This window comes from Xanthobacteraceae bacterium (assembly GCA_019454205.1).
Taxonomy (GTDB): domain Bacteria; phylum Pseudomonadota; class Alphaproteobacteria; order Rhizobiales; family Xanthobacteraceae.
The window spans coordinates 2063735-2089260 of sequence record CP075369.1; the positions used below are offsets into that span (position 1 = coordinate 2063735).

The 25526-nt window shown below is 58.4% G+C and carries 26 protein-coding genes; 10 read left to right on the forward strand and 16 right to left on the reverse strand.

The annotated features are described in order from the left end of the window. Positions 1-3: 3 nt before the first annotated feature. From narI to KF794_10400, 5 genes are read right to left on the reverse strand one after another with little or no spacing between them, the layout of a single operon-like run. The gene (gene narI / locus KF794_10380; GenBank protein QYK44194.1) at positions 4-753 is read right to left on the reverse strand and encodes a respiratory nitrate reductase subunit gamma; all 750 of its coding nucleotides are present in this window, start codon (positions 751-753) and stop codon (positions 4-6) included. Beyond that, on the reverse strand, positions 746-1486 hold the full coding sequence (gene narJ / locus KF794_10385; protein ID QYK44195.1) for a nitrate reductase molybdenum cofactor assembly chaperone: 741 nt from the start codon (positions 1484-1486) through the stop codon (positions 746-748). The genes narI and narJ overlap by 8 nt, the downstream gene beginning before the upstream one ends. Continuing rightward, positions 1486-3006 carry a nitrate reductase subunit beta gene (narH, locus tag KF794_10390; protein QYK44196.1) on the reverse strand — a complete coding sequence of 507 codons (1521 nt, stop codon included), beginning with the start codon at positions 3004-3006 and terminating at the stop codon, positions 1486-1488. Before narH ends, narJ begins: the two co-directional genes overlap by 1 nt. After that, on the reverse strand, positions 3003-6767 hold the full coding sequence (locus KF794_10395; protein QYK44197.1) for a nitrate reductase subunit alpha: 3765 nt from the start codon (positions 6765-6767) through the stop codon (positions 3003-3005). Before KF794_10395 ends, narH begins: the two co-directional genes overlap by 4 nt. Then, on the reverse strand, positions 6764-9463 hold the full coding sequence (locus KF794_10400) for an MFS transporter (GenBank protein QYK46669.1): 2700 nt from the start codon (positions 9461-9463) through the stop codon (positions 6764-6766). The genes KF794_10395 and KF794_10400 overlap by 4 nt, the downstream gene beginning before the upstream one ends. Before the next feature lie 264 nt (positions 9464-9727). On the opposite strand from KF794_10400, the gene KF794_10405 reads away from it, so the two are divergent. The 3 genes from KF794_10405 (at position 9728) to mog (ending at position 11562) form a co-directional block, all read left to right on the forward strand. Beyond that, positions 9728-10426: a helix-turn-helix domain-containing protein gene (locus KF794_10405; GenBank protein ID QYK44198.1), complete on the forward strand. Its 699-nt coding sequence runs from the start codon at positions 9728-9730 to the stop codon at positions 10424-10426. 120 nt (positions 10427-10546) lie between these two features. Next, positions 10547-10999, forward strand: coding sequence for a hemerythrin family protein (locus KF794_10410; protein ID QYK44199.1), 453 nt, complete (start codon positions 10547-10549; stop codon positions 10997-10999). Between the two features lie 8 nt (positions 11000-11007). Beyond that, positions 11008-11562: a molybdopterin adenylyltransferase gene (gene mog, locus KF794_10415; protein ID QYK44200.1), complete on the forward strand. Its 555-nt coding sequence runs from the start codon at positions 11008-11010 to the stop codon at positions 11560-11562. Positions 11563-11911: 349 nt separating this feature from the next. On the opposite strand, the gene KF794_10420 is transcribed toward mog, so the two are convergent. Together KF794_10420 and KF794_10425 are read right to left on the reverse strand one after the other, a co-directional pair. Beyond that, positions 11912-12451: a DUF2478 domain-containing protein gene (locus KF794_10420; GenBank protein QYK44201.1), complete on the reverse strand. Its 540-nt coding sequence runs from the start codon at positions 12449-12451 to the stop codon at positions 11912-11914. A 106-nt stretch (positions 12452-12557) separates the two neighbouring features. Continuing rightward, positions 12558-13460, reverse strand: coding sequence for a LysR family transcriptional regulator (locus KF794_10425; protein ID QYK44202.1), 903 nt, complete (start codon positions 13458-13460; stop codon positions 12558-12560). A gap of 158 nt (positions 13461-13618) precedes the next feature. On the opposite strand from KF794_10425, the gene KF794_10430 reads away from it, so the two are divergent. Next, positions 13619-13966 (forward strand): gamma-glutamylcyclotransferase, encoded by a 348-nt coding sequence (locus KF794_10430; protein QYK44203.1) that lies wholly within the window; start codon positions 13619-13621, stop codon positions 13964-13966. Positions 13967-13991: 25 nt separating this feature from the next. Here KF794_10430 and soxZ read toward each other — a convergent pair whose 3' ends face one another. The 3 genes from soxZ to KF794_10445 are packed head-to-tail and all read right to left on the reverse strand — an operon-like array spanning position 13992 to position 16142. Beyond that, a complete protein-coding gene (soxZ, locus tag KF794_10435) occupies positions 13992-14318 on the reverse strand; it encodes a thiosulfate oxidation carrier complex protein SoxZ (GenBank protein QYK44204.1) in 327 nt (108 codons plus the stop codon). 4 nt (positions 14319-14322) lie between these two features. Further along, on the reverse strand, positions 14323-14778 hold the full coding sequence (locus KF794_10440) for a thiosulfate oxidation carrier protein SoxY (protein ID QYK46670.1): 456 nt from the start codon (positions 14776-14778) through the stop codon (positions 14323-14325). A gap of 35 nt (positions 14779-14813) precedes the next feature. Continuing rightward, positions 14814-16142, reverse strand: a complete 1329-nt coding sequence (locus KF794_10445; protein QYK44205.1) for an NAD(P)/FAD-dependent oxidoreductase — start codon at positions 16140-16142, stop codon at positions 14814-14816. Between the two features lie 331 nt (positions 16143-16473). Here KF794_10445 and KF794_10450 point away from each other — a divergent pair, with 331 nt between their 5' ends. From KF794_10450 to KF794_10460, 3 genes are read left to right on the forward strand one after another with little or no spacing between them, the layout of a single operon-like run. Then, complete coding sequence (locus tag KF794_10450; protein QYK44206.1) at positions 16474-16785, forward strand: cytochrome C; 312 nt, start codon at positions 16474-16476, stop codon at positions 16783-16785. Further along, positions 16785-18077, forward strand: coding sequence for an FAD-dependent oxidoreductase (locus KF794_10455; protein QYK44207.1), 1293 nt, complete (start codon positions 16785-16787; stop codon positions 18075-18077). The genes KF794_10450 and KF794_10455 overlap by 1 nt, the downstream gene beginning before the upstream one ends. A 39-nt stretch (positions 18078-18116) precedes the next feature. Beyond that, positions 18117-19163: a YeeE/YedE family protein gene (locus KF794_10460; protein ID QYK44208.1), complete on the forward strand. Its 1047-nt coding sequence runs from the start codon at positions 18117-18119 to the stop codon at positions 19161-19163. An 80-nt stretch (positions 19164-19243) separates the two neighbouring features. Here KF794_10460 and KF794_10465 read toward each other — a convergent pair whose 3' ends face one another. Beyond that, on the reverse strand, positions 19244-19846 hold the full coding sequence (locus KF794_10465) for an amino acid synthesis family protein (protein ID QYK46671.1): 603 nt from the start codon (positions 19844-19846) through the stop codon (positions 19244-19246). Positions 19847-19872: 26 nt separating this feature from the next. Further along, positions 19873-20175 carry a hypothetical protein gene (locus KF794_10470; protein QYK44209.1) on the reverse strand — a complete coding sequence of 101 codons (303 nt, stop codon included), beginning with the start codon at positions 20173-20175 and terminating at the stop codon, positions 19873-19875. A 25-nt stretch (positions 20176-20200) separates the two neighbouring features. Here KF794_10470 and KF794_10475 point away from each other — a divergent pair, with 25 nt between their 5' ends. From KF794_10475 to KF794_10485, 3 genes are read left to right on the forward strand one after another with little or no spacing between them, the layout of a single operon-like run. Next, the gene (locus KF794_10475; protein QYK44210.1) at positions 20201-20779 is read left to right on the forward strand and encodes an efflux RND transporter periplasmic adaptor subunit; all 579 of its coding nucleotides are present in this window, start codon (positions 20201-20203) and stop codon (positions 20777-20779) included. A gap of 12 nt (positions 20780-20791) precedes the next feature. Continuing rightward, positions 20792-21370, forward strand: coding sequence for an efflux RND transporter periplasmic adaptor subunit (locus KF794_10480; GenBank protein QYK46672.1), 579 nt, complete (start codon positions 20792-20794; stop codon positions 21368-21370). Positions 21371-21399: 29 nt separating this feature from the next. Then, entirely contained in the window at positions 21400-23337 is a 1938-nt protein-coding gene (locus KF794_10485) for an efflux RND transporter permease subunit (protein QYK44211.1), read from the forward strand. Here the strand turns inward: KF794_10485 and KF794_10490 are convergent. The 4 genes from KF794_10490 to KF794_10505 form a co-directional block, all read right to left on the reverse strand. Then, positions 23289-23492, reverse strand: a complete 204-nt coding sequence (locus KF794_10490) for a CsbD family protein (protein QYK44212.1) — start codon at positions 23490-23492, stop codon at positions 23289-23291. The two genes, KF794_10485 and KF794_10490, sit on opposite strands and share 49 nt — an antisense overlap. Continuing rightward, on the reverse strand, positions 23467-24411 hold the full coding sequence (locus KF794_10495; GenBank protein QYK44213.1) for a hypothetical protein: 945 nt from the start codon (positions 24409-24411) through the stop codon (positions 23467-23469). Before KF794_10495 ends, KF794_10490 begins: the two co-directional genes overlap by 26 nt. Before the next feature lie 261 nt (positions 24412-24672). Beyond that, positions 24673-25182 carry a ferritin-like domain-containing protein gene (locus tag KF794_10500; GenBank protein ID QYK44214.1) on the reverse strand — a complete coding sequence of 170 codons (510 nt, stop codon included), beginning with the start codon at positions 25180-25182 and terminating at the stop codon, positions 24673-24675. 49 nt (positions 25183-25231) lie between these two features. Next, positions 25232-25387 carry a hypothetical protein gene (locus KF794_10505; GenBank protein QYK44215.1) on the reverse strand — a complete coding sequence of 52 codons (156 nt, stop codon included), beginning with the start codon at positions 25385-25387 and terminating at the stop codon, positions 25232-25234. Between the last annotated feature and the right edge of the window lie 139 nt (positions 25388-25526).

A 25526-nucleotide genomic window follows, 5' to 3' on the forward strand; every position in this document is an offset into this window, starting at 1 on the left:
CTGTCAGTACGGGCGCTTCGCCTGCACGGTGTACCCAGGAGCTGCCGCGTCGCGGCCAGTCAGTGATTTATTCCGCGTGCGTACCACCTGATAGCCGCGCCGGCCGAGATACCAGATCGGCGCGCTCCAGATGTGCACAAGCCGCGTGAACGGAAAAACCAGAAACAGCGTCATACCGAGCAGGAGATGCAGCTTGAAGATGATGTGCGCGTTGATGACTTGCGTGGACACGCCGGGCTGGAGCGTCAGGATGCCCTGTGCCCAGGTCATGAACTTCACCATTTCATGCCCGTCGAGATGATCCAGCGAAACGAAAATCGTCGAGAGACCAAGGATAAGCTGCGCATAGAGCAACAGAAGGATCGCGATGTCGCTGAACGACGAAGTCTTCCGGATTCGCGAGTCGAACAGGCGCCGGTGCACCAGCAAGGTCAATCCGATGAAGCACATCACACCGGCGACGCCACCGACGACGATTGCCATCCATTGCTTGAACGTATGCGAAACGCCGAGCGTGTCGAAAATCCAGATCGGCGTCAGCAGGCCGACGAAGTGGCCCATGAAGATGACGAGAATGCCGACGTGAAACAGGTTCGAACCCCAGCTCAACTGCTTGCGGCGCAGAAGCTGACTCGAACCGCTACGCCATGTGTATTGCTCGCGGTCGAAGCGCAGCCAGCTTCCGACGAGAAATACCGTCAGGCAAAGATAGGGATACCAGCCGAACAAAACATAATTGATGGCGTCACGCATTCTGGCCTCCCGTTGAATATTGAATGACGGGCTTGTTGCTTGCGACTTTCACGCCCGGCGCCGGACGCCTGCCCGCACGCACCTTTGCGGTGATCTCGTCCTTGCATCCCGCGTCCGTGCCCGGTCCGAACCGGACTTCTTCTTCCTCCCATGCGGCATCAAGCGCTTCGAGATCGTCGGCATCGGCGTCGGGGCGCGCCATGATCTCCTGAACCGCCGCCCGTTCCGGCAATTCGCTTGAAAGCGAGACCAGCGCCTGAAACACCCCCTGGTATGGCGAACTACGCTTCGCGAGACGCTCGCCAAGTGCGGTGATGATATTGATAGGCTGGCCCAGCAGTTCGGATGCTTCGGTTGGCGGAAGTAACGAGAGAAACTCCAGAAACAGCGGAATGAAGTCGGGAAGCTCGCGCGTCCCCATTTCCATTCCGTGCTGCGCATAGTGATTTTGCAGATCAACCATGGCCTGACCGCGGTCGCGGCTCTCGCCATGGATATGCTCGAAGATATGCAGCGAAAGCGAACGCGTGCGGTCGAACAAATCGGTGTAGCGCTCCTGCAATTCGTATAGATCACCATTCGCGATACTGTTCGTAAGGAGGCGAAGCTGCACGCGAGCGCCATCCGGAATGTTGCCACAGGCATCGAGAATCCGCTCGATTTCCGGAATAGCTTCCTGCAATTCCCGCGAAGGGTATGTCAGCAGCGCGGAGAGTGACTTGAGAACGTTCATCACGCGACCTCCATCGGAGTCTTCGCGCGCTTCTTGGCGCCGAACAGATCGACCTCGGTGTCGCCAGTCGAACAGCCGTTGCCGAATGTGAAACCGCAGGCGCCGCGAAGATCGTAGGCATCCTCGTCGATCTCGCGATGCGCGGTCGGGATCACGAAACGATCCTCGTAATTCGCGATCGCCATGATCTGGTACATTTCCTCGATGGCGAGACCGCTGAGGCCGACGCGCGTGGCGATATTCTCGTCCATCACGCCATCGACCGTCTTCGCGCGCATGTAAGCGCGCATCGCAAGCATGCGTTCGAGACCCAGCGCGACCGGCTCCTCCTTGCCAGCAGTAAGCAAATTCGCAAGGTATTTCAAAGGAATACGCAAGGAGCGTACATCCGGCATTTCGCCGTCATGACCGATCTTGCCGGCTGCTGCCGCAGACTGAATCGGAGAAAGTGGCGGCACGTACCATACCATCGGCAACGTGCGATATTCGGGATGTAGCGGGAACGCGACCTTCCATTCCATCGCCATTTTCCAGATCGGCGAACGGCGCGCGGCTTCAAGCCATGCATCCGGAATGCCGTCGCGGCGCGCAGCCGCGATCACTTCCGGATCGGAAGGATTGAGGAAAACCTTGAGCTGCGCTTCGTAGAGATCCTGTTCGTCAGGAACACTTGCCGCTTCCTCAATGCGGTCGGCATCATAAAGAATGACGCCGAGATAACGGATGCGGCCGACGCAAGTTTCCGAGCACACAGTCGGCTGTCCAGCTTCAATGCGCGGGAAACAGAAGATGCACTTCTCGGACTTTCCGCTCGACCAGTTGTAATAGATTTTCTTGTACGGACAGCCAGACACGCACATGCGCCAGCCGCGGCACTTGTCCTGGTCGATCAGCACGATGCCATCTTCCTCACGTTTGTAGATCGCACCCGATGGGCACGACGCGACACATGCCGGATTCAGGCAGTGTTCGCAGAGGCGCGGCAAATACATCATGAAAGTGTTCTCGAACTGACCGTAGATGTCCTTCTGCACCCCTTCGAAGTTGACGTCTTGCGAACGCTTGGCGAACTCGCCGCCGAGAATTTCCTCCCAGTTCGGACCCCAGTTGATTTTCTCCATCCGCTCACCGGTGATGAGTGAACGCGGACGCGCGGTTGGGAATGCCGGCAACTCCGGCGCCTTTTGCAGGTGCTCGTAATCGAAAGTGAAAGGCTCGTAATAGTCGTCGATCTCCGGAAGATCTGGGTTCGCGAAAATCTTCGCGAGCACTCGCCACTTGGCGCCGATGCGCGGCTCAAGTTTGCCATTCTTCTTTCGCTTCCAGCCCCCGTTCCAGCGCTTCTGGTTTTCCCAGTCCTTCGGATAACCGATACCCGGCTTGGTCTCGACGTTATTAAACCACGCGTATTCCATACCTTCGCGGTTGGTCCACACGTTCTTGCAGGTAACCGAGCAGGTGTGACACCCGATGCATTTATCGAGGTTCAGCACCATTGCAATTTGCGCACGCACTTTCATTCCGCTGCCTCCAGTTTGGCGACTGCTTCGGGGTTGGCGGGTTGATCTTCATTCGGCGTATCGAGCCAATCGACCTTCGACATCTTCCTGATGATGACGAATTCGTCGCGATTGGTGCCGATCGTGCCGTAATAATTGAAGCCATAGGCTAGCTGTGCGTAGCCGCCGATCATGTGTGTCGGCTTCACTACGGTACGCGTCACCGAATTATGGATGCCACCGCGTTGGCCGGTGACTTCCGAACCGGGCACGTTCACGATCTTCTCCTGTGCGTGATACATCAGGCACATGCCGTCTTTCACACGTTGGGAAACAACCGCACGCGCAGTAAGCGCACCGTTGGCGTTGTACGCTTCGATCCAATCGTTATCGACAATCCCCGCCTTGGCGGCATCGTTCTCGGAAATCCATACGATGGGACCACCGCGGGAAAGCGTCAGCATCAGGAGGTTGTCGGTATAGGTGGAGTGAATGCCCCACTTCTGATGCGGCGTGATGAAGTTCAACACGATCTGTTTTTCGCCGTTCGGCTTGCTATCGATGACCGGCTTTACGGCCTTCAGATCGACTGGCGGACGATAGACGCAAAGCGCCTCACCGAACGCGCGCATCCACAGGTGATCCTGATAAAGCTGTTGGCGGCCGGAAAGCGTCCGCCACGGGATCAACTCGTGAACGTTGGTGTAGCCCGCGTTGTAACAGACCTTTTCAGACTCAAGGCCCGACCAGGTCGGCGCCGAGATAATCTTGCGCGGCTGCGCGACCACATCGCGAAAGCGGATTTTTTCATCCTCTTTCGGAATCGCGAGGTGCGTGTGATCGAGACCCGTGGTCTGCGAGAGCGCGGCCCATGCCTTGACCGCGACCTCGCCGTTGGTTTCCGGCGCGAGCGAAAGGATCACTTCCGTCGCATCGATGTCGCTGTCGATCTTCGCCAGTCCTTTGGTCGTGCCTTCATCGGTCACGACGCCGTTCAGGCGCTTGAGCAGCTCGACCTCGTGCTGCGTGTTCCACGCCATGCCTTTTACGGCATTGCCGAGCTTGTCCATCAGCGGTCCAAGCGAGGTAAAGCGCTTGTAGGTGTTCGGATAGTCGCGTTCGACCACCACAACCGCAGGCATGGTCTTGCCCGGGATCGGCTCGACCTCTCCCTTCTTCCATTCCTTGACGTCGATTGCCTGCGCGATTTCGTTCGGGGAGTCGTGCTGAATCGGCGTCAGCACCACGTCCTTCTCGACGCCAAGCACTTCGGGCGCGACTTCCGAAAATTTCCGGGCAATCCCTTTGTAGATTTCCCAGTCGCTTTTTGATTCCCAAACCGGGTCCACCGCCGCGGACAGCGGATGGATGAAGGGATGCATGTCCGAGGTATTGAGATCGTTCTTCTCGTACCAGGTCGCAGTCGGCAGCACGATGTCGGAATAGACGCAGGTGGTCGACATGCGGAAGTCGAGCGTAACCAGCAGATCGAGCTTTCCGCGCGGTCCATTGTCATGCCACGCGACTTCCTTCGGCTTGCGGGTGCCGGCTTCGCCGAGGTCCTTACCTTGCACGCCGTGCGTCGTGCCGAGCAGATGTTTCAGGAAATATTCATGGCCCTTCCCCGACGAGCCGAGGATATTGGAGCGCCACACGAACATGTTGCGCGGCCAGTTGTCCGGATGGTCGGGATCTTCGCAAGCCATCTGTAACTCGCCGGTCTTCAAGCCCTTCGCGACGAAATCCTTGGCTTCGATACCGGCAGCCGCGGCTTTTTTCGCTAAGTCGAGCGAGTTCTGTTTCAACTGCGGCGCGGACGGCAACCATCCCATGCGCTCTGCGCGCACGTTGTAATCGATCAGAGCACCATCCCACGAACCTGCGGGAGCGGTCGGTGAAAGGATTTCCTCTACGCCGACGGTTTCGTAGCGCCACTGATCGGTATGCGCATAGAAGAACGAAGTGGAATTCTGCTGACGCGGCGGACGGCCCCAATCGAGACCGAAGGCCAGCGGGAGCCAACCCGATTGCGGACGCAGCTTCTCCTGCCCTACGTAATGCGACCAGCCGCCACCCGACTGGCCGATGCAACCGCACATCACCAGCATATTGATGACGCCACGGTAGTTCATATCGCTGTGATACCAGTGGTTCATCGCAGCGCCGATGATCACCATCGAGCGGCCTTTGGTCTTCTCGGCGTTCAGCGCGAATTCGCGCGCGACCGTGATGATCTGGTCGCGCGGTACGCCGGTGATCTTCTCGGCCCACGCCGGGGTGTATGGCGCGATGTCGTCATAGGACTTCGCGACATTCGCATCGCCGAAACCGCGCTCAAGGCCGTAATTCGCAACTAACAGATCGAACACAGTCGCAACCAGCGCTTCGCCGTCCTTCAGCTTCACGCGCTTGGCCGGCACCTTGCGCATCAGCACATCGGGATGGTCGGTACCGGCGAAATGATCGTGCTCGCGGTTACCAAAATACGGGAAGCCGACATCGGCGAACTCGTCCTTGCCCATCGCAAGCGAGAGCCGCAGGTTCGTTTCGCGTCCGTCGGAATCCTTCTCTTGCAGATTCCACTTGCCCTTCTCCCCCCAGCGGAAACCAACTGATCCGCGCGGCACGACGATGCTCTCCGAGGTTTCATCGAAGGCGACCGTCTTCCATTCCGGATTGTTTTTCTCGCCCAGATCGCCGGGAAAGTCCGAGGCACGAAGCTGACGATCCGGCACCAGCCGGCCGTTCTGCTCGACCAGTTTTACCAGCATCGGCATATCGGTGTACTGGCGGACGTAGTCCTCGAAGTATTTCGCCTGCCGGTCGAGATAGAATTCGCGCAGGATGACGTGACCCATCGCCATCGCAAGCGCCGCATCCGTGCCTTGCTTCACCGAAATCCAGAGATCGGCGAACTTCGAGGCCTCCGAATAATCGGGGCAAATCACGACGCTCTTGGCGCCGCGGTAACGCGCTTCTGTATAGAAGTGCGCGTCGGGCGTGCGTGTCTGCGGGACGTTCGATCCCCAGAGAATGAGGAAACCGGAATTGTACCAGTCCGCGCTTTCAGGAACGTCGGTCTGCTCGCCCCATGTTTGCGGTGAAGACGGCGGCAGGTCGCAATACCAATCGTAGAACGACATGCACACGCCGCCGATCAGCGAGAGATAACGCGAACCTGCAGCGTAGGAGACCATCGACATCGCCGGAATCGGCGAGAAGCCGATGATGCGATCCGGCCCGTGCTTCCTTACTGTGTAGGCATTTGCGGCGGCGATGATCTCGTTGACCTCGTCCCAGTGCGCACGCACGAAACCGCCGAGACCGCGCTTCGACGTATATGCCTCGCGCTTTTTCGGATCTTCGACGATGGACGCCCAGGCCGCGACCGGCGTCCGCATCACGCGCGCCTCCCGCCACAAACGCAGCAGCCGCGAACGCACCAGCGGATACTTCACGCGGTTTCCGGAATAAAGATACCAGGAGTAGCTGGCGCCGCGCGAACAACCGCGGGGCTCGTGGTTCGGCAGCTCAGGCCGCGTTCGCGGATAATCCGTCTGCTGCGTTTCCCAAGTGACGATGCCACCCTTGACGTAAATCTTCCACGAGCACGACCCAGTGCAGTTTGCACCGTGCGTCGAACGGACGATCTTGTCGTGCTGCCAGCGCTTGCGATAGCCATCCTCCCAGCGGCGGTCTTCCGACGTCGTGATGCCGTGTCCATCTGAGAACGGCTCGCTCGCGCGGCGGAAGAACGTCAGTCGGTCGAGAAAGTGGCTCATTTCAAAACTCCTGCAGTGGCGAGCGAAGGCTTGCTGTTTCTTTCGACGTCGTAGAGAAGGCCGCCGCGGCGCGTGTAGAAGAACCACGTGATCACGAGGCAGCTTCCGTAGAAGATCAGGAATCCCCAGAGTGCCGCTTCGACGCCGCCGGTCATGGCGATGGAAGTGCCGTAGCTCTTCGGGATGAAGAACGCGCCGTATGCCGCGATTGCCGAGGTGAAGCCGATAATCGCGGCCGACTCCATCTCCACCTGCTTATTGCGCTCGGTGACGTTCGCTTTCGGCATCAGGCGCACCATCTCCTTGCGCATGATCGCGGGGATCATCTGGAAAGTGGAGGCATTGCCGACGCCGCTCGCGAAGAACAGCAGCAGGAAACTCGCGAAGAACCCTGCGAAGGCATAGGGCTGGTCCTTGACGCCAAGGAAATAAAGAACACCAAGCACGCCGATTGCCATCAGCACGAAGACCCACAGCGTTACCCTGCCGCCGCCGAAGCGATCGGAAATCCAGCCGGTTGCCGAGCGCGAAATCGCGCCGACCAGCGGGCCTAGGAAAGCGAGTTGCAGTGCATCGACCGCAGGAAACTGCGTCTTCGTGAGCAGCGGGAACGCCGCCGAGTAGCCGATGAAGGAACCGAAGGTGCCGGTATAAAGCCAGCACATGATCCAGTTATGCTTGCGCTGGAAAATCACCGACTGCTCGGCAAACGACGCACGCATTGACGCGATGTCGTCCATCCCGAACCACGCCGCAAAGGCAGAAGCCACGATGAAAGGCACCCAGATGAAGCCTGCGTTCTGCAGGAAGATTTTCGTGGTCCTGCCCGCTTCGGTGGCAACCTGCGGATCGCCACCGAGAGCGCCGAACACGCCGTAGACGATCACAAGCGGGATCACGAATTGCGCAACGCTGACTCCGAGATTGCCGAGACCTGCGTTCAGCGCCAGCGCGTTGCCCTTCTCCGATTTGGGGAAGAAGAAGCTGATATTCGCCATCGACGAGGCAAAGTTGCCGCCGCCGAAGCCGCACAGGAGCGCCAGTCCGAGGAAGATAAAATACGGCGTATCCGGATTACGCACGGCAAAGCCGATACCGAGCGCGGGAAGAATCAACGACCAGGTTGCAAGCGTGGTCCACAACCGCCCGCCAAAGATCGGCGGCATGAAGGAATAGAAGATACGCAGCGTCGCCCCGGAAAGACCCGGCAGAGCTGCGAGCCAGAACAACTGGTCGGTCGTGAACTTGAAACCGACAGCGGGCAGCTTCGCCACCACGATCGACCACACCATCCACACCGCGAAGGAAAGCAGCAGCGCCGGAATCGAGATCCAGAGATTGCGGCGCGCGATTACCCTGCCCGTGTTCTTCCAGAATGCAGCATCCTCCGGCTCCCATTTCTCGATCAGCTTCGGATTCGTGATTGCGGCATGCTTCGGTTCGTGTACGTCCTGCAATTCGGCGAATTGCGGAAGCGCCTGGCGCTTCTCGACTGGAACGCTGCTTTCCATGTTCCGGATCGCAAAGTGCATCCAGATCAGCGACAACGACGCGATCGCGAACAGCAGCATGAAGCAACTGGTCCAGATGCCGGTAAGATCGTTCAGCAAGCCGAAGGTGATTGGCAGCACGAAGCCGCCAAGGCCGCCAATCATGCCGACTAAGCCGCCGACCGCGCCGACATTGTTCGGGTAATAGACCGGGATGTGCTTGAACACCGCCGCCTTGCCGAGGCTCATGAAGAAGCCAAGGATGAAGACCAGCACCGTGAAGCCGATGAGGCCGATTGCGAATTCGAATTGCAGCGGGCCGCGCGTGGTCTGCACCGTATAGGAAGTCGGCGGATAGGAAAGAATGAATGCCGCCGCGACCGAGACCAAGAAGGTCCAATACATCACACGGCGCGCGCCATAACGATCGGACAAATGTCCGCCGTAGGCACGGAAAATGCTGGCCGGAATCGAATAGGCAGCGGCAAACATGCCGGCAGCCTTGATGTCGAGACCATACACCCCGATCAGGTAGCGCGGCAGCCATAGCGAAAGCGCGACAAAGGCGCCAAAGACAAAGAAGTAATAAAGCGCAAAGCGCCAGACCTGCACGTTCCGGAGCGGCGCGAGTTCGAGCCAGGCGCTTTTCGGCTTTTCACCGCGTTCGCGGCGCGCCTTAAGTACCGGATCGTCGCTAGTCGTGAACCAGAACACGATCGCCATGATTGCGATGGCAACCGCCCAGACCTGTGCGGTCGTCTGCCAGCCATAGGCCACCAGCACGAACGGCGCGCAGAATTTCGTTACCGCTGCGCCGACATTGCCCGCGCCAAAAATGCCGAGCGCAACGCCCTGCTTCTCCGCCGGATACCAGCGAGAAACATAGGCGACGCCGACAGAGAACGAGCCGCCGGCGATACCGACGCCAAGTGCTGCGAGCAGAAACTGCGGATAGGTAGTGGCCCAGGTCAGCAGGTATGTAGCAACCGCCGCCGCCAGCATCGTCGCGGTATAAACGATACGGCCGCCATACTGGTCGGCCCACACGCCGAGTGCGATTCGAATAAGCGAGCCGGTAAGTATCGGTGTACCTACCAACAGCCCGAACTGCGTTTCGTTGAGTTTCAGCTCCTGCTTGATGCTGATTCCGATGATCGCGAAAATTGTCCAGACAGCGAAGCAAACGGTGAACGCGATCGTCGACATCCATAGCGCTGCATTCTGTCCATGCGGCGCGGCTTTCGTCTTTGCCTGCATCGTCTCCCCCAAAAGCCTTTAAGAGAATGGTTCTAAAGGGATAGAGAAACAAGCATGTGTAGTGTTTGTTGACTTGCGTCAAACAGCACATGCGCAGGAGATGAAAGTTTTACAGGAGTATCGGAAACGGACGGTTCGATTATCGTACTTCAATCTACCAATTGATATTTATCAATCTCTCCGGGCGCACCAAGACAAACAAGAAAGCAGAAAATGAGAGAAGCGGACCTTGATGCACTGCGAAATCTTGATCTGTTCAAGACGATGTCCGCGCGACAACTTGAGCGGCTGACGCGCACCGGATCTCTTCAACGTTATCCGCAGAATACTCACCTGATTACTGAAGGCGACAAGCCTGACTTTCTGCACATTCTTGTCGAAGGTTGCGTCGAACTTTTTGCTTCGCACGGCGCCCGGAATACGACGATTAAGATTCTTAGGCCGACGGCGACATTCATTCTCGCCGCCGTCATCCTCGATCAGCCTTATCTGAAATCAGCGAAAACGCTGCTGGAATCCCGCGTGCTGCTTCTGCCGGCCGATGCGGTGCGCGCGGTGTTCCGCGAAGACCAGCACTTTGCCTACGCCACGATTGCAGAACTTTCCGAGCGTTACCGCGGGATCACAAAACTTCTGAAAGATCAGAAGCTGCGCAATACGCCGGAGCGGCTGGCCAACTGGCTCCTGAAAACCGAGGCAAAGCAGGGCGGAAAAGGCGTCATCACCATGGATTTCGAAAAGAAGACGCTCGCATCCCTGCTCGGAACAACGGCCGAAAACCTCTCGCGGGCGCTGGCGCAACTCGAGGCCGTTGGCGTGAGCACATCGGGCCGCACCATTACGATCGGCGACCGTCAGGCGTTGCGAGAATATGCAAAACCGTCCCCGTTGATCGACGACTATGTGGAGTAGCGCGGGACCTGGAGGCCGTAGCCAGCATCTCCTTATCCGCTTTGACTAAAATCAATGGCTGTGGCCTGCCCACCGGTTATGCAAATCGGGGCGCATTCCGCGCAGCATCGCAGTCGAAACATGACGAAAAGACCGCGCGGACAGGGCCGCAAATCCAGAAAACCGGCGAAGCGAAAGACCCCGGTAAAACTTCTCGCGGTCGGACACGATGTGATCGACGCAGGTCACGAGACCATTGGAGAATGCTGCGACCGCATCGCTGAATCGGATTCAGGTGCAATCGAAGCCCAGCTCCAGCGCCTCCGCTCCCTTCTTGCACACCATTTCCAAAATGAGGAACTGCTCCTGAAAGCAGCCGGCAGCAGCCTCTGCGGATGCCATGCGCTTGACCACCGTATTATGCTTGCGCTGTGCGACCGTGCGATCCGAAGTGCCACGGACGGCGACGGAAAATCACGGAAAGTCATCATCAAGGAACTTGTACCGGCGCTACGGAAGCACATCGCCTACCGCGACCAGTTGATCGCGCTTTACCTCAATACGCTCGATACGCCGCCGGTCCTCCACTCGTAAGCGGAGACATGCCCATGCAAGCCGGCATCATCAAGATCGGCATCCTCAATATCTCGGACCGCGCAAGCAGCGGCATATACGAAGACCTCAACGGGCCTGCCATCGAAGAATATCTCGCCGAGATTCTAACCTCGCCGTGGCAGCCGCTTCGCCGCGTGATCGCGGACGGCATGGAGAATGTGCGCAATCATTTGGTCGAACTCACGGACAATGAAGATTGCGCGCTGATCCTGACCGCGGGCGGCACCGGCCCTGCACCACGCGACCTTACGCCCGAAGCGACGATGGCCGCCTGCACGAAATTGCTTCCAGGCTTCGGAGAACTGATGCGATCGATCAGCCTGAAACAGGTTCCAACCGCGATTCTCTCGAGGCAAATGGCGGGAATTCGCAGCAATACGTTGATCGTGAACCTGCCCGGCAGGCCGCAATCGATCCGCGTATGCCTCGACGCGATTTTCCCGGCGATCCCTTATTGTCTGGACCTGATCGGAAGACCGGGAATGCTTACGCGCCCCGAGCGCTGCAAGGCATTCCGCCCCGGTCAGCCTGTTCCCGCCTGACAGCCCATGCGGTCAGGCCGAGAATATCCGCCGCGAATGAATCAGAGCCAGCTTTTGCGCCGCCGGTAAGACTTCATATTCCGGAAGCTCTTGCGGCCTTCGCCGGACATACCGAGATCTCCTCAGAGCCGCTTCTCCGCGCACGTTTACTCCTTACCCTCCGGGTCACGGCGATCGAAGCGCGGGCTAAGATCTCCTATTCGCTCGCATTTTTGTCGAGTGAACCGGCGGCATCAAGAAGTATCTGCTGCTGCGATGCAGCATGATGCCAAGGGGCCGCGAGGTACGCGGGTATGACTAACGCTACAAGGATGGACTGTAAGCGCAGGCCAGCAGGAGACGGCGGCGCTCAGCCCGCGAGCCTGAATTCATGCGAGGCAACGGATCGCCACCAGTTGTCGATTGCACCGGCATCCGGCGGCAGCAGTTCATAATACGGAGCAGCAAAAGCGTCCCATTCGTTCTGGAACATCGGCGCCACGGAAGTCAGGATGGGCACCTCGATTTCAATAGCAGCGACAAATGCTGACGTAAGGCCGCTCCCGCCGATCTCCAGCTTGCCGAATTTGCTCAATACGACCAGATCGCATCCGGGGCGGATATCGCGGCGGATCGACTCGCAAGCCGTGACCACGCCGGCGGGGTCGAGACAACAAGCGTCCGAACCGCGGCCAAGACTCTGATAGATGACGTGGCGGCGCCCGCTAGGAATTTCGACAAGCTCACCGCCGCCACAAGCGCGCTGCGCTTGCTCCTGACAGTCTTCTATAACGCCTACGACCATCGCCGATTTACGCCAGCGGGCTTCCAGTTCCCGGAATAGCCCCTGGATTTCGGCAGTCGCCGCGCCCTGAACTGCGGCGATTTTCTTGGCATATCGCTTGGTCATACCAGCCTACCCCGCTGCATCGGGAATGCCGTAGTACGCGACAGCGATATATGCAACTGAACATAACGTGAGTAGATGCATACTGCGCTGATGTGACACTGGGCGGTTACGATGATGGTTTCTCGTCCGGGTTGAGAGCTTTCGCGCAGGCCATAAGCGCTTCCGTCATGAGCGATACCGGCTCGCGGTCGGACACGACGAGACCGATCGTCTGGCTGTGCACTGGCTCCGTGAGTTGAAGAACCGCGATCTCGTTCTCGTTCGAGAAAATCCGCGCAAAGGTATGAGGGACGATGCTCGACCAACTCCCCTCCAGGACGTGGGCGCAAATGCCTGCGAAGGAATTGCTGACCATCGTCGGTCCCAGCGAAAACCCCTTCGACTTCGCGAGATCGTTGATGATGCGCCGGTTCTGCATATCCTCGCTGAGCAGACACAGGTTTTCCTGAACCGCCTCGCGCCAGGTAATCGACTTCCGACGGGCACGCGGATTACCAGCGCGCGTAATGAAGACGAACTTCTCGCGATATAGCGGAATGCAGCGGACATGACTCAGCGGTTCGTTGTCGAGATAGGTAATCCCGCCATCGAGTTCGAAAGCGTCGAGTCCACGCTCGATCGTACGGGAATCCACGGACCGGATATCGAACATCACCTTGGGATGCGCAGCCCGGAATGGTGCTGTCAGATGCGCAATCGATGGCATGGCTGCCGGAATGACGCCAAGCCTAAGGACTCCGCTCAATTCACTACGAAGCGCAGCCAGCTCCTGTTTGAGACTTTCATAATCCGCCAGCGTTTGTTGTGCCCATACCAGAACGCGCCTGCCTTCCGGAGTCAGGCCGACAAAACGATGGCCCCTTTCGACTAGGGGAACCTCCAGAGATTCTTCGAGACTGCGGATCGCCATCGACAATGTCGGCTGCGTCACGTCGCAAACCTTCGCCGCGCGCGAAAAATGGCCTTCCTTCGCCAGTGCGACAAAATACCGGAGATGCGGAGCAAACATTCGCTGAAGTCCTGCGCGGCACGCTATATGATCTGATATATATCGCCCGCAAACAGGAAAAGACGAATCCTTGCGTTCAATGATCCGAGAGAAAAGATTTATCGATTCCAAACTAGAATGGCGCCATTCTTTCCGCGCTTCGGGACTTCGTCCGCTCGATGAGTAACATTGCGCAAGTACCGTTGTTTTCTTACGGCACGCTCCGTCAGGAAAATGTTCAAATGGCTTCCTTCGGACGCCTGCTCGAAGGTACGCCGGATTCTCTGTCCGGCTTTGCAACCGTAATGATCAGGATCAACGACCCTGAAGTCGTCGCAAAAAGCGGCGCAGAGTTTCATCCAATGGTTCTCAAAACCGATAATCCGGAAGATGAGGTCCACGGCATACTGTTCATGATTACCGAAATCGAGCTTCGGGCGGCGGACGACTATGAAGTCGACGATTACAAACGGATTCAGGTCGTCCTGAAATCCGGCAAAAATGCCTGGGTGTATGTGAAGTCGTAAACAACCCCGCGCAACGGCGCAGGATTCAGGCCAGCGTTATCTTTTCGACCGCTTCGATCGTCGACTTGTCGTCGTCGGTCCAGACCATTTTCAGGTCCCCAGCCTCCTCCGCCTTGAAGCGGAATTCGAGGTAGGGATTGATGGCGACGCCGGTTTCCAGGTCCCAGGTAACGACGGACTTTCCGTTCAGGGTGCAGACGAACTTATTGATGATCTTGCGAGGGATCAGCTCACCGCTTGCCCGCTTGCGCATGCCGGTTTCCATCGCATGCGTCACCAGCGCGCGCACGACGACGACTTCACCCTTTTTGGGCGAGCGATTGCTGAGCCATATGCGCGGGGGTGTCGACATCGTTCTAGCCTCCGCAACCGCCGGCGGTAACCGTGACTTCCTTGCGGGAAATAAACACGGAACCATCGTTCATCTTCGCAAGCAGCGTTACATGCTGCGTTTCGGCGAGGCGGATGCGTGTGGAAAACTGCGGCACTGCAAGTCCCGGCTCGAAAGTGAAACGGCAGACCAGCGGCCGCGGATTGCCTTCGGCAATCAGAATGACTTCGCGGCAATAGGATTGCGCCGTCATCGGGCTGTCGATCTTGATGCCGACCGGAACCGCATTTGGATTGTCTGCGGTAAACGGAATATCCAGATCGGCCCTTCCCTGCAGCGGCGTATTGCCCGCCGCGAACTCGTCGATGATGCCTTTGACGGGACTCTGCGCGAACACGGGAGCCGCCGCGACACTGATCGCAAAAGCCCCCGCACCTGCCAGCGCAGCACGTCTTGAAAGGTTCATTCCGGACTCCGTTATGCGGCGCGCGCTTTCACGCGCGCCGCAAGCGGGGATTACGCTAGGAAGTCACTATACATCCTTTGCGCCCATTTGAAGTCCTCCTCCAAAAGGGCCGGCGTGCGGACATCGATGTCGATCTGCGTCTGCTTGATCGTGCCGTCCGAGAGCAGTTCATAATCGAACTGCACCGAGATCGCTTCGCGGGGGCTGCCGTTGACCAGCATGTAGCAAAGGTTGTCGGGCAGCTTCACCGTCACCTGGTTCCCGGCGAGACGCTCGCCGATGTAACCGGCGACGATCTTGCCGACGAAGTTCGCAACATGCGCGCTCTTCGGGTAGTGGCCGAACTGCTTCGACACCGCGCCCATCGCGTCACCGACGACATAAACCCGGTCGTCGCCCTGCGCGTGCAGGAGCGTCGGATGGATCGCCGCCCAGTTGGTCGGCTTGCCCTCCGGCGTCTTGCCAATGAGGTCGGCGCTCCAGACCATGTTGCCGGCTTGATGCGGAGGCATCAGGATCGCGTCGTCGAACTTGAAGTCGCCGACCGCGGTCTTGATTTCCTTCTTGAACGGATCGACTTCCTTGATGCCGGCATTCGGAACGTACTGGATGATGTCCGGATAAAGCTCGTCGAAAGCTGCCTTGAAGCCACCACCGATCGGCATGATCCGCGGCTTCGGATCGAGAATGACGACCTTGCCGGGGATTTTGTTTGTCTTCATGTGCCACGCGATAACGCATGCCCGCTCATACGGCGACGGCGGGCAGCGATGCGGCGGCGGCGGCAGCGTCATCACCATGGTGCCGCCCTTGAAGTTGCGGATCTTGTTCTTCACCGCCATCGCCTGCGTGCTTGGGATATAGGCAGACGGATAGTTATTGCGCGTGTAATCGATCGCCTTCTTGTCGTTGCCGAACCAGACGTCATAGGCATCACGAATACCATCCGAGATGATGAGGTAGTCGTATTCGATCGTGCCTGCCGAAGTGCGGACGCGACGCTTGTCGCGCTCGATGTTCGTGATCTCGGTTTGAATCAGCTGATAGCCATACTTGCGCGCAGGCAAAAGCATGTCGTGCATCAGATAGGCGCTGTCGACGATATCGAGGATCCATTTGTTGCTGATCGGGCATGACCAGAAAAACGGGTTGCGTTCGAGCACCACGACTTCGGCATTCGGCGCGAGGTCACGCAGATGACGCGCGGCGGAAAGGCCGCCCCATCCGCCGCCCGCGATCACGACGCGCGGCGCTTTGCCTTTCGGCATGATTTCGGTGGTGTTGTCCAGAATAGTCGGCGCTGCCAGCGCGCCGGGCGTAGTTGCGGCGACCGTTATGGCGCCGGCCGACGCGCCAATAAATCCGCGACGATTGATCATCGCTTCCCTCCTAGGGCTAAATTTTTTTGATTGGCCGACCGGCCCGCTCGCGAAAACGCTGACTGAATCAAGCGTCCGCTAGTGATGAAACTGTAGGCAATAGGCTTTCTTACTGTCAAACTTTTTTATGTGACTTTCATGCGTTACTAAAATTTTTTTACGTAACGGAGGTAATTCTGATTTGTTTTTTCGTGCGGTTTCTTCTTCGCGCTCAATGATTTCCGCCCGAAAAACAATGTGCGATTCAATTTGAGGCAAATATTGCTGGGGCGATTGTTTAGTGTAGAATAATAATAAATACAAAGAACGATTGTTGATTATGGAGGAGCGCATGGGCTGGAAATCATCTGCCGCCGCAACGGCATTACTTCTTCTTGCATGGGCCGCACCGGCTTCCGCGCAAAGCACGCAGGACGCGGCCGTTCTCGCCGGACCTTGCGCGAGTTGTCATGGCACCGACGGTAAGTCGCGAACCAAGATTCCGTCTCTTGCAGGCCGTCCGGCATCGACGCTCGCTGCCCTGCTGAAATCCTTCAAGAGCGAGACGCCGCCTCCCGGCACCACTGTCATGACCCGCATCGCCAATGGTTACACCGACGCGCAAATCGAAGAACTCGCCAAATTTTTCGCAGGGGTGAAGTGATGAACAGAACCATGATTTCTCGCCGCCGCGCCTTGCAGGTTCTTGGTGGAGCTGGTGCAGGCCTGATGTCGCTGTCCATGCCGGCCATCGCGCAAGGCGTAGCCGGGCGTGTCGTCGTGATCGGCGGCGGCTTTGGCGGTGCAACCGCTGCGAAATACATCAAGCGTGCGAACCCGAAAATCCAGGTGACGCTCGTCGAACCACTTACCCGCTATTACACCTGCCCGTTCACGAACCTGCATTTCGGCGGGCTGCGCACCTTCGAGCAGCAGGGCCACAACTTCAACGAACTGCGCGCGCTCGGGGTGCAGGTCGTCCACGCGCTCGCGAACGATGTCGACAACAAAAAGAAGACCGTGACCCTCGCAGGCGGTCGCGTTCTTCAATACGACAAGCTGGTGCTCTCCCCCGGCATCGACATCCGCTGGGGAACGCTCAAGGGCTACGATCAGGCGGCCGCGCAACTTGCCCCTCATGCCTGGCAGGCAGGCCCGCAGACCGTGCTTCTCAAGCGCCAGCTGGATGCAATGCCGGATGGCGGTCTCTTTATTCTGAGCGCACCGGAAAACCCGTTCCGTTGCCCGCCCGGACCCTATGAACGCGTCTCGATGGTCGCGCATTACTTCAAGACGAAGAAGCCGAAGTCGAAGATCCTCGTGCTCGACGCGAAAGAAAACTTCTCGAAGCAGGGGCTTTTCCTCGACGGCTGGAAGAAGTTCTACGGCGACATGATCGAGTGGGTACCACTCTCCAAGGACGGCAAGGTAGTGCGCGTCGATGCAAAAGCTCGCGAGGTCGAAACCGAGTTCGGCAAGAAGCATAAAGCTGCCGTGCTCAACGTTGTGCCGCCGCAGAAGGCCGGTTTCATCGCCGACCGTGCCGGCGTCACCGCGCAGAGCGGATGGGTGCCGGTGAAGGCACAGACCTTCGAGTCCGCACAAGTCGCCGACATCTATGTCGCGGGCGATGCCACCATCGCGGCACCAATGCCGAAATCGGGCTTCTGCGCGAACGCGCAGGGCAAGGTTGCAGCAACGGCCATCGTAGCCTCGCTGGCGGGACAACCCGCGCCGAGCGCCTCCTGGGCCAACACTTGCTACAGCCTGATCGCGCCGGACTACGGCATTTCGGTCGCAGGCGTCTATGGCGTGCAGGAAGGCAAGATCGTCGAGATGAAAGGCGGCGGGGTCAGCCCGCGCGAGGCTTCCCCTGAATTCCGCAAGCTGGAGGCGGAGTACGGCGTAGCCTGGTACAACTCGATCTCGAACGACGCCTGGGGCACCAAGGCATAGGCACTTGATCGCTGCGAACCGGCCCAGTAAGCGGGAAGAATGTCTGCTTCGACACTCTCGCTCTGGGCCGGTTTCGTTATCGGCATTGCCTTTGGCATCACTGTGCAACGCACGGGCTTTTGCCTGAACAACGCATTTCGCGGGTTGTTCGTAACCGGCGACCGGAGGAAAATCGCATCCTTCGCGCTTGCAATGGCGGTCGCCGTGCTCGCCACGCAGATTTGCGAGACGCTTGGCCTAATCGACCTTCGCCGCGCGATTTATCTTTCCGCATCGCTGTCATGGCTCGCAATCCCGCTTGGCGGCGCGATCTTCGGCTATGGCATGATCGCATCGAACGGCTGCGGCGCGCGTTCGCTCGTCCTCATGGGACAGGGCAACCTGCGCTCCTTCGTCGTGCTGCTCTGCCTCGGCATCGCCGCTTACGCGACGCTGAGCGGCGTGATCGCTCCATTGCGCACCGCGCTGGCCGGTCCGACCGTGATCGCATTCGATAAAGTGCCGTCGATCCCGCGTTATCTCGAAGCGTCACTGGGAGCGAATGCAGCGCGGTTGCTTCCGGCATTTCTATTGATGGCAATTCTCGGCACGTTTGCCTTCTCGGTTGCCCCATTCCGCAAAAGCCCGCGCGACATCGCAGGCGGCATCGTTGTCGGACTTCTGATCGCGGCAGGATGGCTTGCAACCGGCTGGCTCGGTCAGGACGACTTCGAACCGGGACCGATTGCCTCGCTGACTTTCATCCAGCCGGTCGGCGAAACGATTCAATATGCGATGCTTGCGACCGGCGCACGGATGTCATTCGGCGTTGCCGTGGTCTGCGGTGTATTTCTTGGTGCGCTCGGCTCCGCACTCGCAACCGGAACGTATGAGTTGCAAGGCTTCAGCAAACCAACGCAGATGTTGCGCTACATGGCGGGCGGCGCCTTGATGGGTCTGGGCGGCGCGATGGCGCTCGGCTGCTCCATCGGACAAGGCTTGACCGGCCTCTCGACGCTTGCTTTCGGATCGTTTCTAGCAATCGCGGGAATTATTGCGGGATCCCTGCTGGCATTGCGTGGACCCATTCGGCTGCCGTCGCTTTGAGTCGAAACGATCGTAGGCGCCGCAGGCCGGAAACATAGTCTGGCCGCTCGCCTATTACCCTGCCCGGCATGCAACCAGCTTCAAAGCCTTAGCTGCCTGACCACCTCTGCCACCTGCTCCTGCGATGCGCCCTTGATGCGTGCATTCGGGCGCGTGCCGCCGAGAAACGCGACGATCAGCAGCACTTCATCAGGCTTCGGCGCATCCGCGACGGACACGGTCATCGTATCCATGGCGTCGTAGTCCCACGCATCTTCGATCCCGCCGAAAATAATATCGATCGGTGTCCCTGCCGCACCGACTTTGCCGTTGCCGGGAATAAGAGCCGGGCCGCCACCCGCGCCTTTACGCATCGACAAGCCGATCCGCACATGAATCATGCTTGCACCATGTTCGAGGTCGCCCGCGGTGCCGACTATCACGCCCTTGCCGTAACCGCGCGGCTTGAGATCGCCGAGCGCGTCTAGTGCACGCGCAGTCAGTACTTCGCCCGCCTTCACGGATAGGTCGACCAGAGAAGTAAAGTCGTCAACCGGCGCTGCACCCGCATGCGGATTGGACAACACACCGCACGCCGCGACGCGAACGCACGGCTGCGCCAGTACGCGGCCCCCCTCGCTGAGCACTTCCTGACGCACCAGCGTGATTTGCCGGAATTTCATGAGCCGCTCCTCATCCTCGATTGTTGTTTTTTTAATCCACGGGACCATCACATCGCATTCGGAACCGCGCAACCCGTATCGTTGCAACCCTCATCGTTGTTTGCCCCGTTCACTAGCGGTTGATGCGGTTCCGCCATCAATCGTCCGAGAATACTCCCGACCGCCAGATTGTCGGCATGACCGAAGTGCTGGAAGCGGCGAAGCCCGTTGCGGTCGATGATCACTAAAGTCGGCGTGCCCTGCATTTCGTAAGCAGTCATGGTTGCAGGCAAACGGCCATCTTGCCGGTCGATGCCGATTGGAAACTTCAAGCGGTATTCATGCGCGAATGCGGCGAGCGCTTCGCGCATCACGGCGAGCGCCGGCATTATCATCGTGCTTACCGTTACCGCGTTCATACCATTCTTCAGCAAAAGCAACGCTGCCGCCGAGCCGGACGCCGAAAAGCAGGCGCGGCTTATCGATGGGAAATTCTATCCTTCTCCTGCGCAACGCTCGGCACTGATCCTGAAGCAGGCCGAACTGGAGAAGCTGCCGGTCGAATTCACGACGGAAGGAAAAATCACCATCGACGAAGACCGCGCAACCGCGATCTTCTCGCCCTATGCTGGCAGAGTACTCTCCCTGCTCGCCGCACCCGGCGACCTCGTGAAGAAGGGCCAGCCGCTGTTCGTCCTCGAAGCCGCGGATTCAGTGCAGGTTCAGAACGATTTCATCGGCGCGCTGACCACGCTGAACAAGGCCAAATCGCAACTCTATCTTGCCGAAACGCTTGAGAAGCGCATTACCACTTTGTTCAACGGCAACATCGCCCCGCTCAAGGATTTGCAATCCGCGCAGGCAGGCCTCACGACCGCGCAGAACGACGTGCGCACGGCACAAACCGCGCGACAGACCATGCGCAACCGTCTTTATATTCTCGGCAAGACTGAGGAAGAGGTGAACAAGTTCTAAGAGACCGGCGTAATCACGCCCGACTCTACCGTCTACGCACCTCTTGCGGGAACCATCCTCCAACGCAAGACCGGCCCCGGGCAATATATCAGCACCAACTCCTCCGATCCGGTCTTCACCATCGGCGACATCAGTTCGGTCTGGCTGGTTGCTTACGTTCGCGAGTCGGATGCTCCGAAAGTAAAGCTCGGTCAGATAATCAGGTTCTCGGTGCTGGCCTATCCCAACCGCCAGTTCGAAGCGCGCATTACTTATGTCGCGAAAATACTCGATTCCGGCAGCCGCCGGCTTACGGTGCGCGCAACCATCGACAATGTGGAAGAACTTCTGAACCCTGAGATGTTCGCAAGCGTAACCATCTCGGCGCATGACGGCCAGGCTCTCCCCACCGTGCCTTCGGATGCGATCATCTACGAGAACGACCGGACCCGCATCTGGGTCATGCTCGAAGACGGTGCAGTCGTCCCGCGCACCGTCCGGATCGGGACTGCGCATAACAATCGCGTCCAGATCGTCGAGGGCCTTCAGGCCGGCGAGACCGTCGTGGTGCGCGGCGGCCTTTTCATCGACCGCATGATCGCGAGCCGCTGATCCGGCCCGCCCCGCGGAAATAACTTACCATGGTCAACGCTCTCATAGGCTTTGCGCTGAAGAACCGCGCATTGGTGCTCGTGGTTTTTCTGCTGACGATGGTTGGCGGCGTAGCCGCCTTCCGCGCGCTCAACATTGAAGCCTATCCCGACCCGGTTCCGCCTTATGTCAACATCATCACGCAGGCGCCCGGCCTCTCCGCAGAGGAAATGGAGCGCTACATCACGATTCCCCTCGAAACGCAGGTATCCGCGATTCAGAATCTGCGGATCATGCGCAGCGTTTCGCTCTACGGCCTTTCGGACATCAAGCTGCAATTCACCTACGACTTCACCTACGATCAGGCATTGCAGGAGGTGTTGAACAAACTCTCGCAGCTCTCCGGCTTGCCGGACGGCGTGCAGCCGCAGATCAATCCGGTCAGCCCGATCGGCGAAATCTTCCGCTACAAATTGAGCGGGCCGCCGGGATACAGCGTCCTCGACCTGAAGACGCTGCAGGATTGGGTATTGCAGAGAAAGCTCCGCTCGGTGCCGGGCGTAATCGATGTCATCGGCTGGGGCGGCAAGACCAAGACCTTCGATTTGCAGATCGACCTGAACAAGCTGGTCGCCTATGGCCTGACGCTGCCGCAGGTCTTGCAGACCATCAAGAACAGCAACATCAATGTCGGCGGCAACGTCATGAATTTAGGCCCGCAAGCCGCGGTCGTGCGCGGCGTGGGCCTGATCCAGAACATCGACGACCTGAAAAACACCATGCTGGCCAATGTCGGGGGCAATCCCGTGCTTGTCCGCGACGTGGCGGAAGTTGTCGTCGGCTACAGGCAGCGGCTCGGCATCGCCGGGCTAAACGACGATAGCGATATCGTGCAAGGCATCGTGCTGATGCGCCGCGGGCAGCAAAGCTCCCCCACCATCGCCCGCGTAAAGGCGCAGGTCGACGCGATCAACAGTTCGGGGATTCTGCCTCCCGGCGTGAAAATCGAGCGTATCTACGACCGGCAGGACCTGATCAACGTTACGACCCATACCGTGCTTCACAACATGCTGGTCGGGATCGGCCTGATCTTCCTGCTGCAATGGGTTTTTCTCGGCGACTTCAGGAGCGCGCTGATCGTGGCGGCAACGATTCCTTTCGCGCTGTTCTTTGCAATCGGGATCATGCTTCTGCGCGGAGAATCCGCGAACCTGCTATCGGTGGGGGCGATCGACTTCGGCCTTATCGTGGATGCGACCGTCATCATGGTGGAGCGGATATTCCGCCAGCTCGAACATCCGGCCGGGGCCGATACCCTGACGGAAGAAGCCGGCGCCACTGGCTTCACCGGAAAGCTGCTGAACATCTATTTCGCGGCCAGCAAGGTGAACCGCTCGATCCTGTTCGCCGCGCTCGTGGTGATCGCCGGGTTCATTCCGCTGTTCGCCATGTCCGGCGTCGAAGGACATATCTTCGGCCCGATGGCGAAGACTTACGCCTACGCCCTCGCTGGCGGACTGCTCGCCACCTTCACCATCGCGCCCGCACTCAGCGCGTTCTTGTTGCCGGATCAGGTTCGCGAAACCGAAACCAGGGTAGTCCGCTGGCTCAGCGAAAACTACCGCCGGGTACTTCGCGTTGCGATGGCTTATCGGAAGGCCACCATTGCCGGGACGGTTTGCATTCTCTTGTTCGCCGGCGTCGGTACGCGCTTTCTCGGTTTTGAATTCCTCCCCAAACTGGAGGAAGGCAATATGTGGATTCGTGCCACGATGCCCGCGACGATCTCGCTAGAAGAAGGCAACGATTACGCAAACCGCATCCGCGCGGCGATCCGCAAATTCCCCGAAGTCGAAAACGTGGCTAACGGCGAATCAGGCTTATCAGTTCCGGTAATTTCACAAACAAAAAAGCCCCGGATTTCTCCGGGGCTTCTTCTTCACCAGGTCTGGCGACCGTACCAGTCGTCCACGTCCTTCTTCACCTGATCTTTTGCGAGACCGTAGCGCTCCTGGATTTTTCCTTCGAGCTGGTCGCGCTTGCCTTCGATCTTGTCGAGATCGTCGTCAGTGAGGTTGCCCCACTGCTCTTTGACCTTACCCTTTACCTGTTTCCAGTTACCTTCTACGCGATTCCAATCCATTTCGTTCTCCTCTGTGTTTGAGCGACCAGAACCGCCTGCCCATGAAGTGCGGGTAGACATTCTGGTCGCGATGTTTGCCGCCGAGTGAAGCAGCCGCGACTGCCGCGATGATGCTGGCGAGAAGCGATGCAGCGGTCAGGAAAGCTGCAAGGATCGCAGCCTTCCGAGCCTTGTCCGCCGCTTCACGCGCTTGAACTTCCAAACGCTGCGCTTCCGCGATGGTTTCATCCACCCGCTTCTGCGCGTCTGCTTCCGGTAAGCCAGTGCGCTGCGCTACCACCTGAGCCAGATAAGTGCGGTCACGAGCGGATATGCTCTGATCGCGTATACCCAGCGAAAGTATGCGATTGATCTCCGGGCGGAGGTCGGTCTGCTGTTGCGGAGTTGCCGGCGTCGTCGTCACCGGCGTTTGATTTGCAGCAGGACGCAGCAAGAAGTCCGTTGCGTAGTCCGCAGTGTTGAACTGACGCGTAGCTGCATTCGTGGCTCCAGCCGTAGCACCAGCGCCGATTACGGCCGCCGATTGGACTCCAGTCTGAATTGCTGAAATTCCGCCAAGTGCCAGAAGTCCAGCGCCGAATACGATGCCGACCGCCCACACGAGAAATCCGTGTGCGCCGTCACGAAAATCGCCTTCGCTCGGAGATTCCACCCAACGTGAACGCATGCGACCGGCGAGATACCCGCCACCCGCAAAGCCACTCACTTGGACGATAACTGACCAGATCGCGACGACTACGCCGATCGTGGTTGCCGATGCGCCGGAGTTTGGCCAGGGCGAAGCCAAGCTGAGACCAATCGCGCTACCGAAGGTTAAAAGTAAGAATGAGATCGCTGCAGCGGCAAACGCACCAGCGATAATCGGCCCCCATTCTACATAGCGGACATTCACTCCGCCCGTTGTTTCAGCCTGAGCCATTGAGCCCTCCTTACCGGAGGCCAACGAGCGACAGGATCGCCATGATTATGACGATCAAACCTACTAGATAAACGACACCGTGCATTGTTTTCTCCTGTAATTACTTCGGCAGCTGGATGGTGAAAGTAGGCCGCTGCTGCGGAAAGAAGTTTCCGTTGTACATAAGGAACGCTGACGCGATGAAGATGATGAGCATCGCACCTACAAGGACGCCCAACAGTCCACTCGCTCCGCTATCGTCTGCCATTTTTGTCTCCTGATTTAAGCAGCTTGTTCTGCGCGTTCGTTCACATCGGCTTCCGCAAGCGATGTGAGGTCTTTGTCTGTTTGCTTTTCTTCAGCCAGCGTTGCCGAGAGCTGCGTGGCAACGTCAGCCCAGCCAAGTTCTTCGGCCCAAGCGATGAGCGTGCCGTACCGAGCAATTTCGTAGTGCTCGACTGCCTGCGCGCAGGCGAGAAGCCCTGCGTCATGCGCTGGGGAGCCTTTGAAGTCCTTCATGATCTCACTGCCTTCTTCGACAAGACCATTGATCGCGGGGCAGATTTTGCCGACTGGCTTCCTTTCCATGAACGCGAATACCTTCTCCAAGCGCTTGACCTGGCCTTCGGTTTCCTTCGCGTGCTTCGTGTACGCCTTCTTCAAATCGGCGGACTGCGCGGCCTTTGCCATTTTTGGCAATGCCTTCGTCAGTTTCTTCTCGGCGTAGTAGATGTCTTTGAGAGTTTCGAGAAACAGGTCTTCCAAGACCTTCGATGATTTCTTAGCAGCCATAGTGAGCCCCTGTGGAGGAAGGCCCCGGAGTGACCGGGGCCTGTTAGAGTTATTTCTGCTGGTTGTTCCGGTCGTTCTGATCGCTCTGGCGGTTGCCCTGACCTTGCTGGTTCTGGTTGCCGCCCTGCTGGTTCTGCTGATTCTGACGATCGTCCTGGTTCTGACCGCCCTGCTGTCCGCCTTGGTTGTTGTTCTGGTTCGCCATTTGATTTCATCTCCCAGAGGACAATTCCTCGTCGTATGAAATGTGCTTTCGCATTGCTCGGTTCCACCTCACGAAAAATTTTTTGCGAGAGTCGGGAACCGTTCGCTCGTTCGAGAACTTCAATGCGTCGAAATAGTTA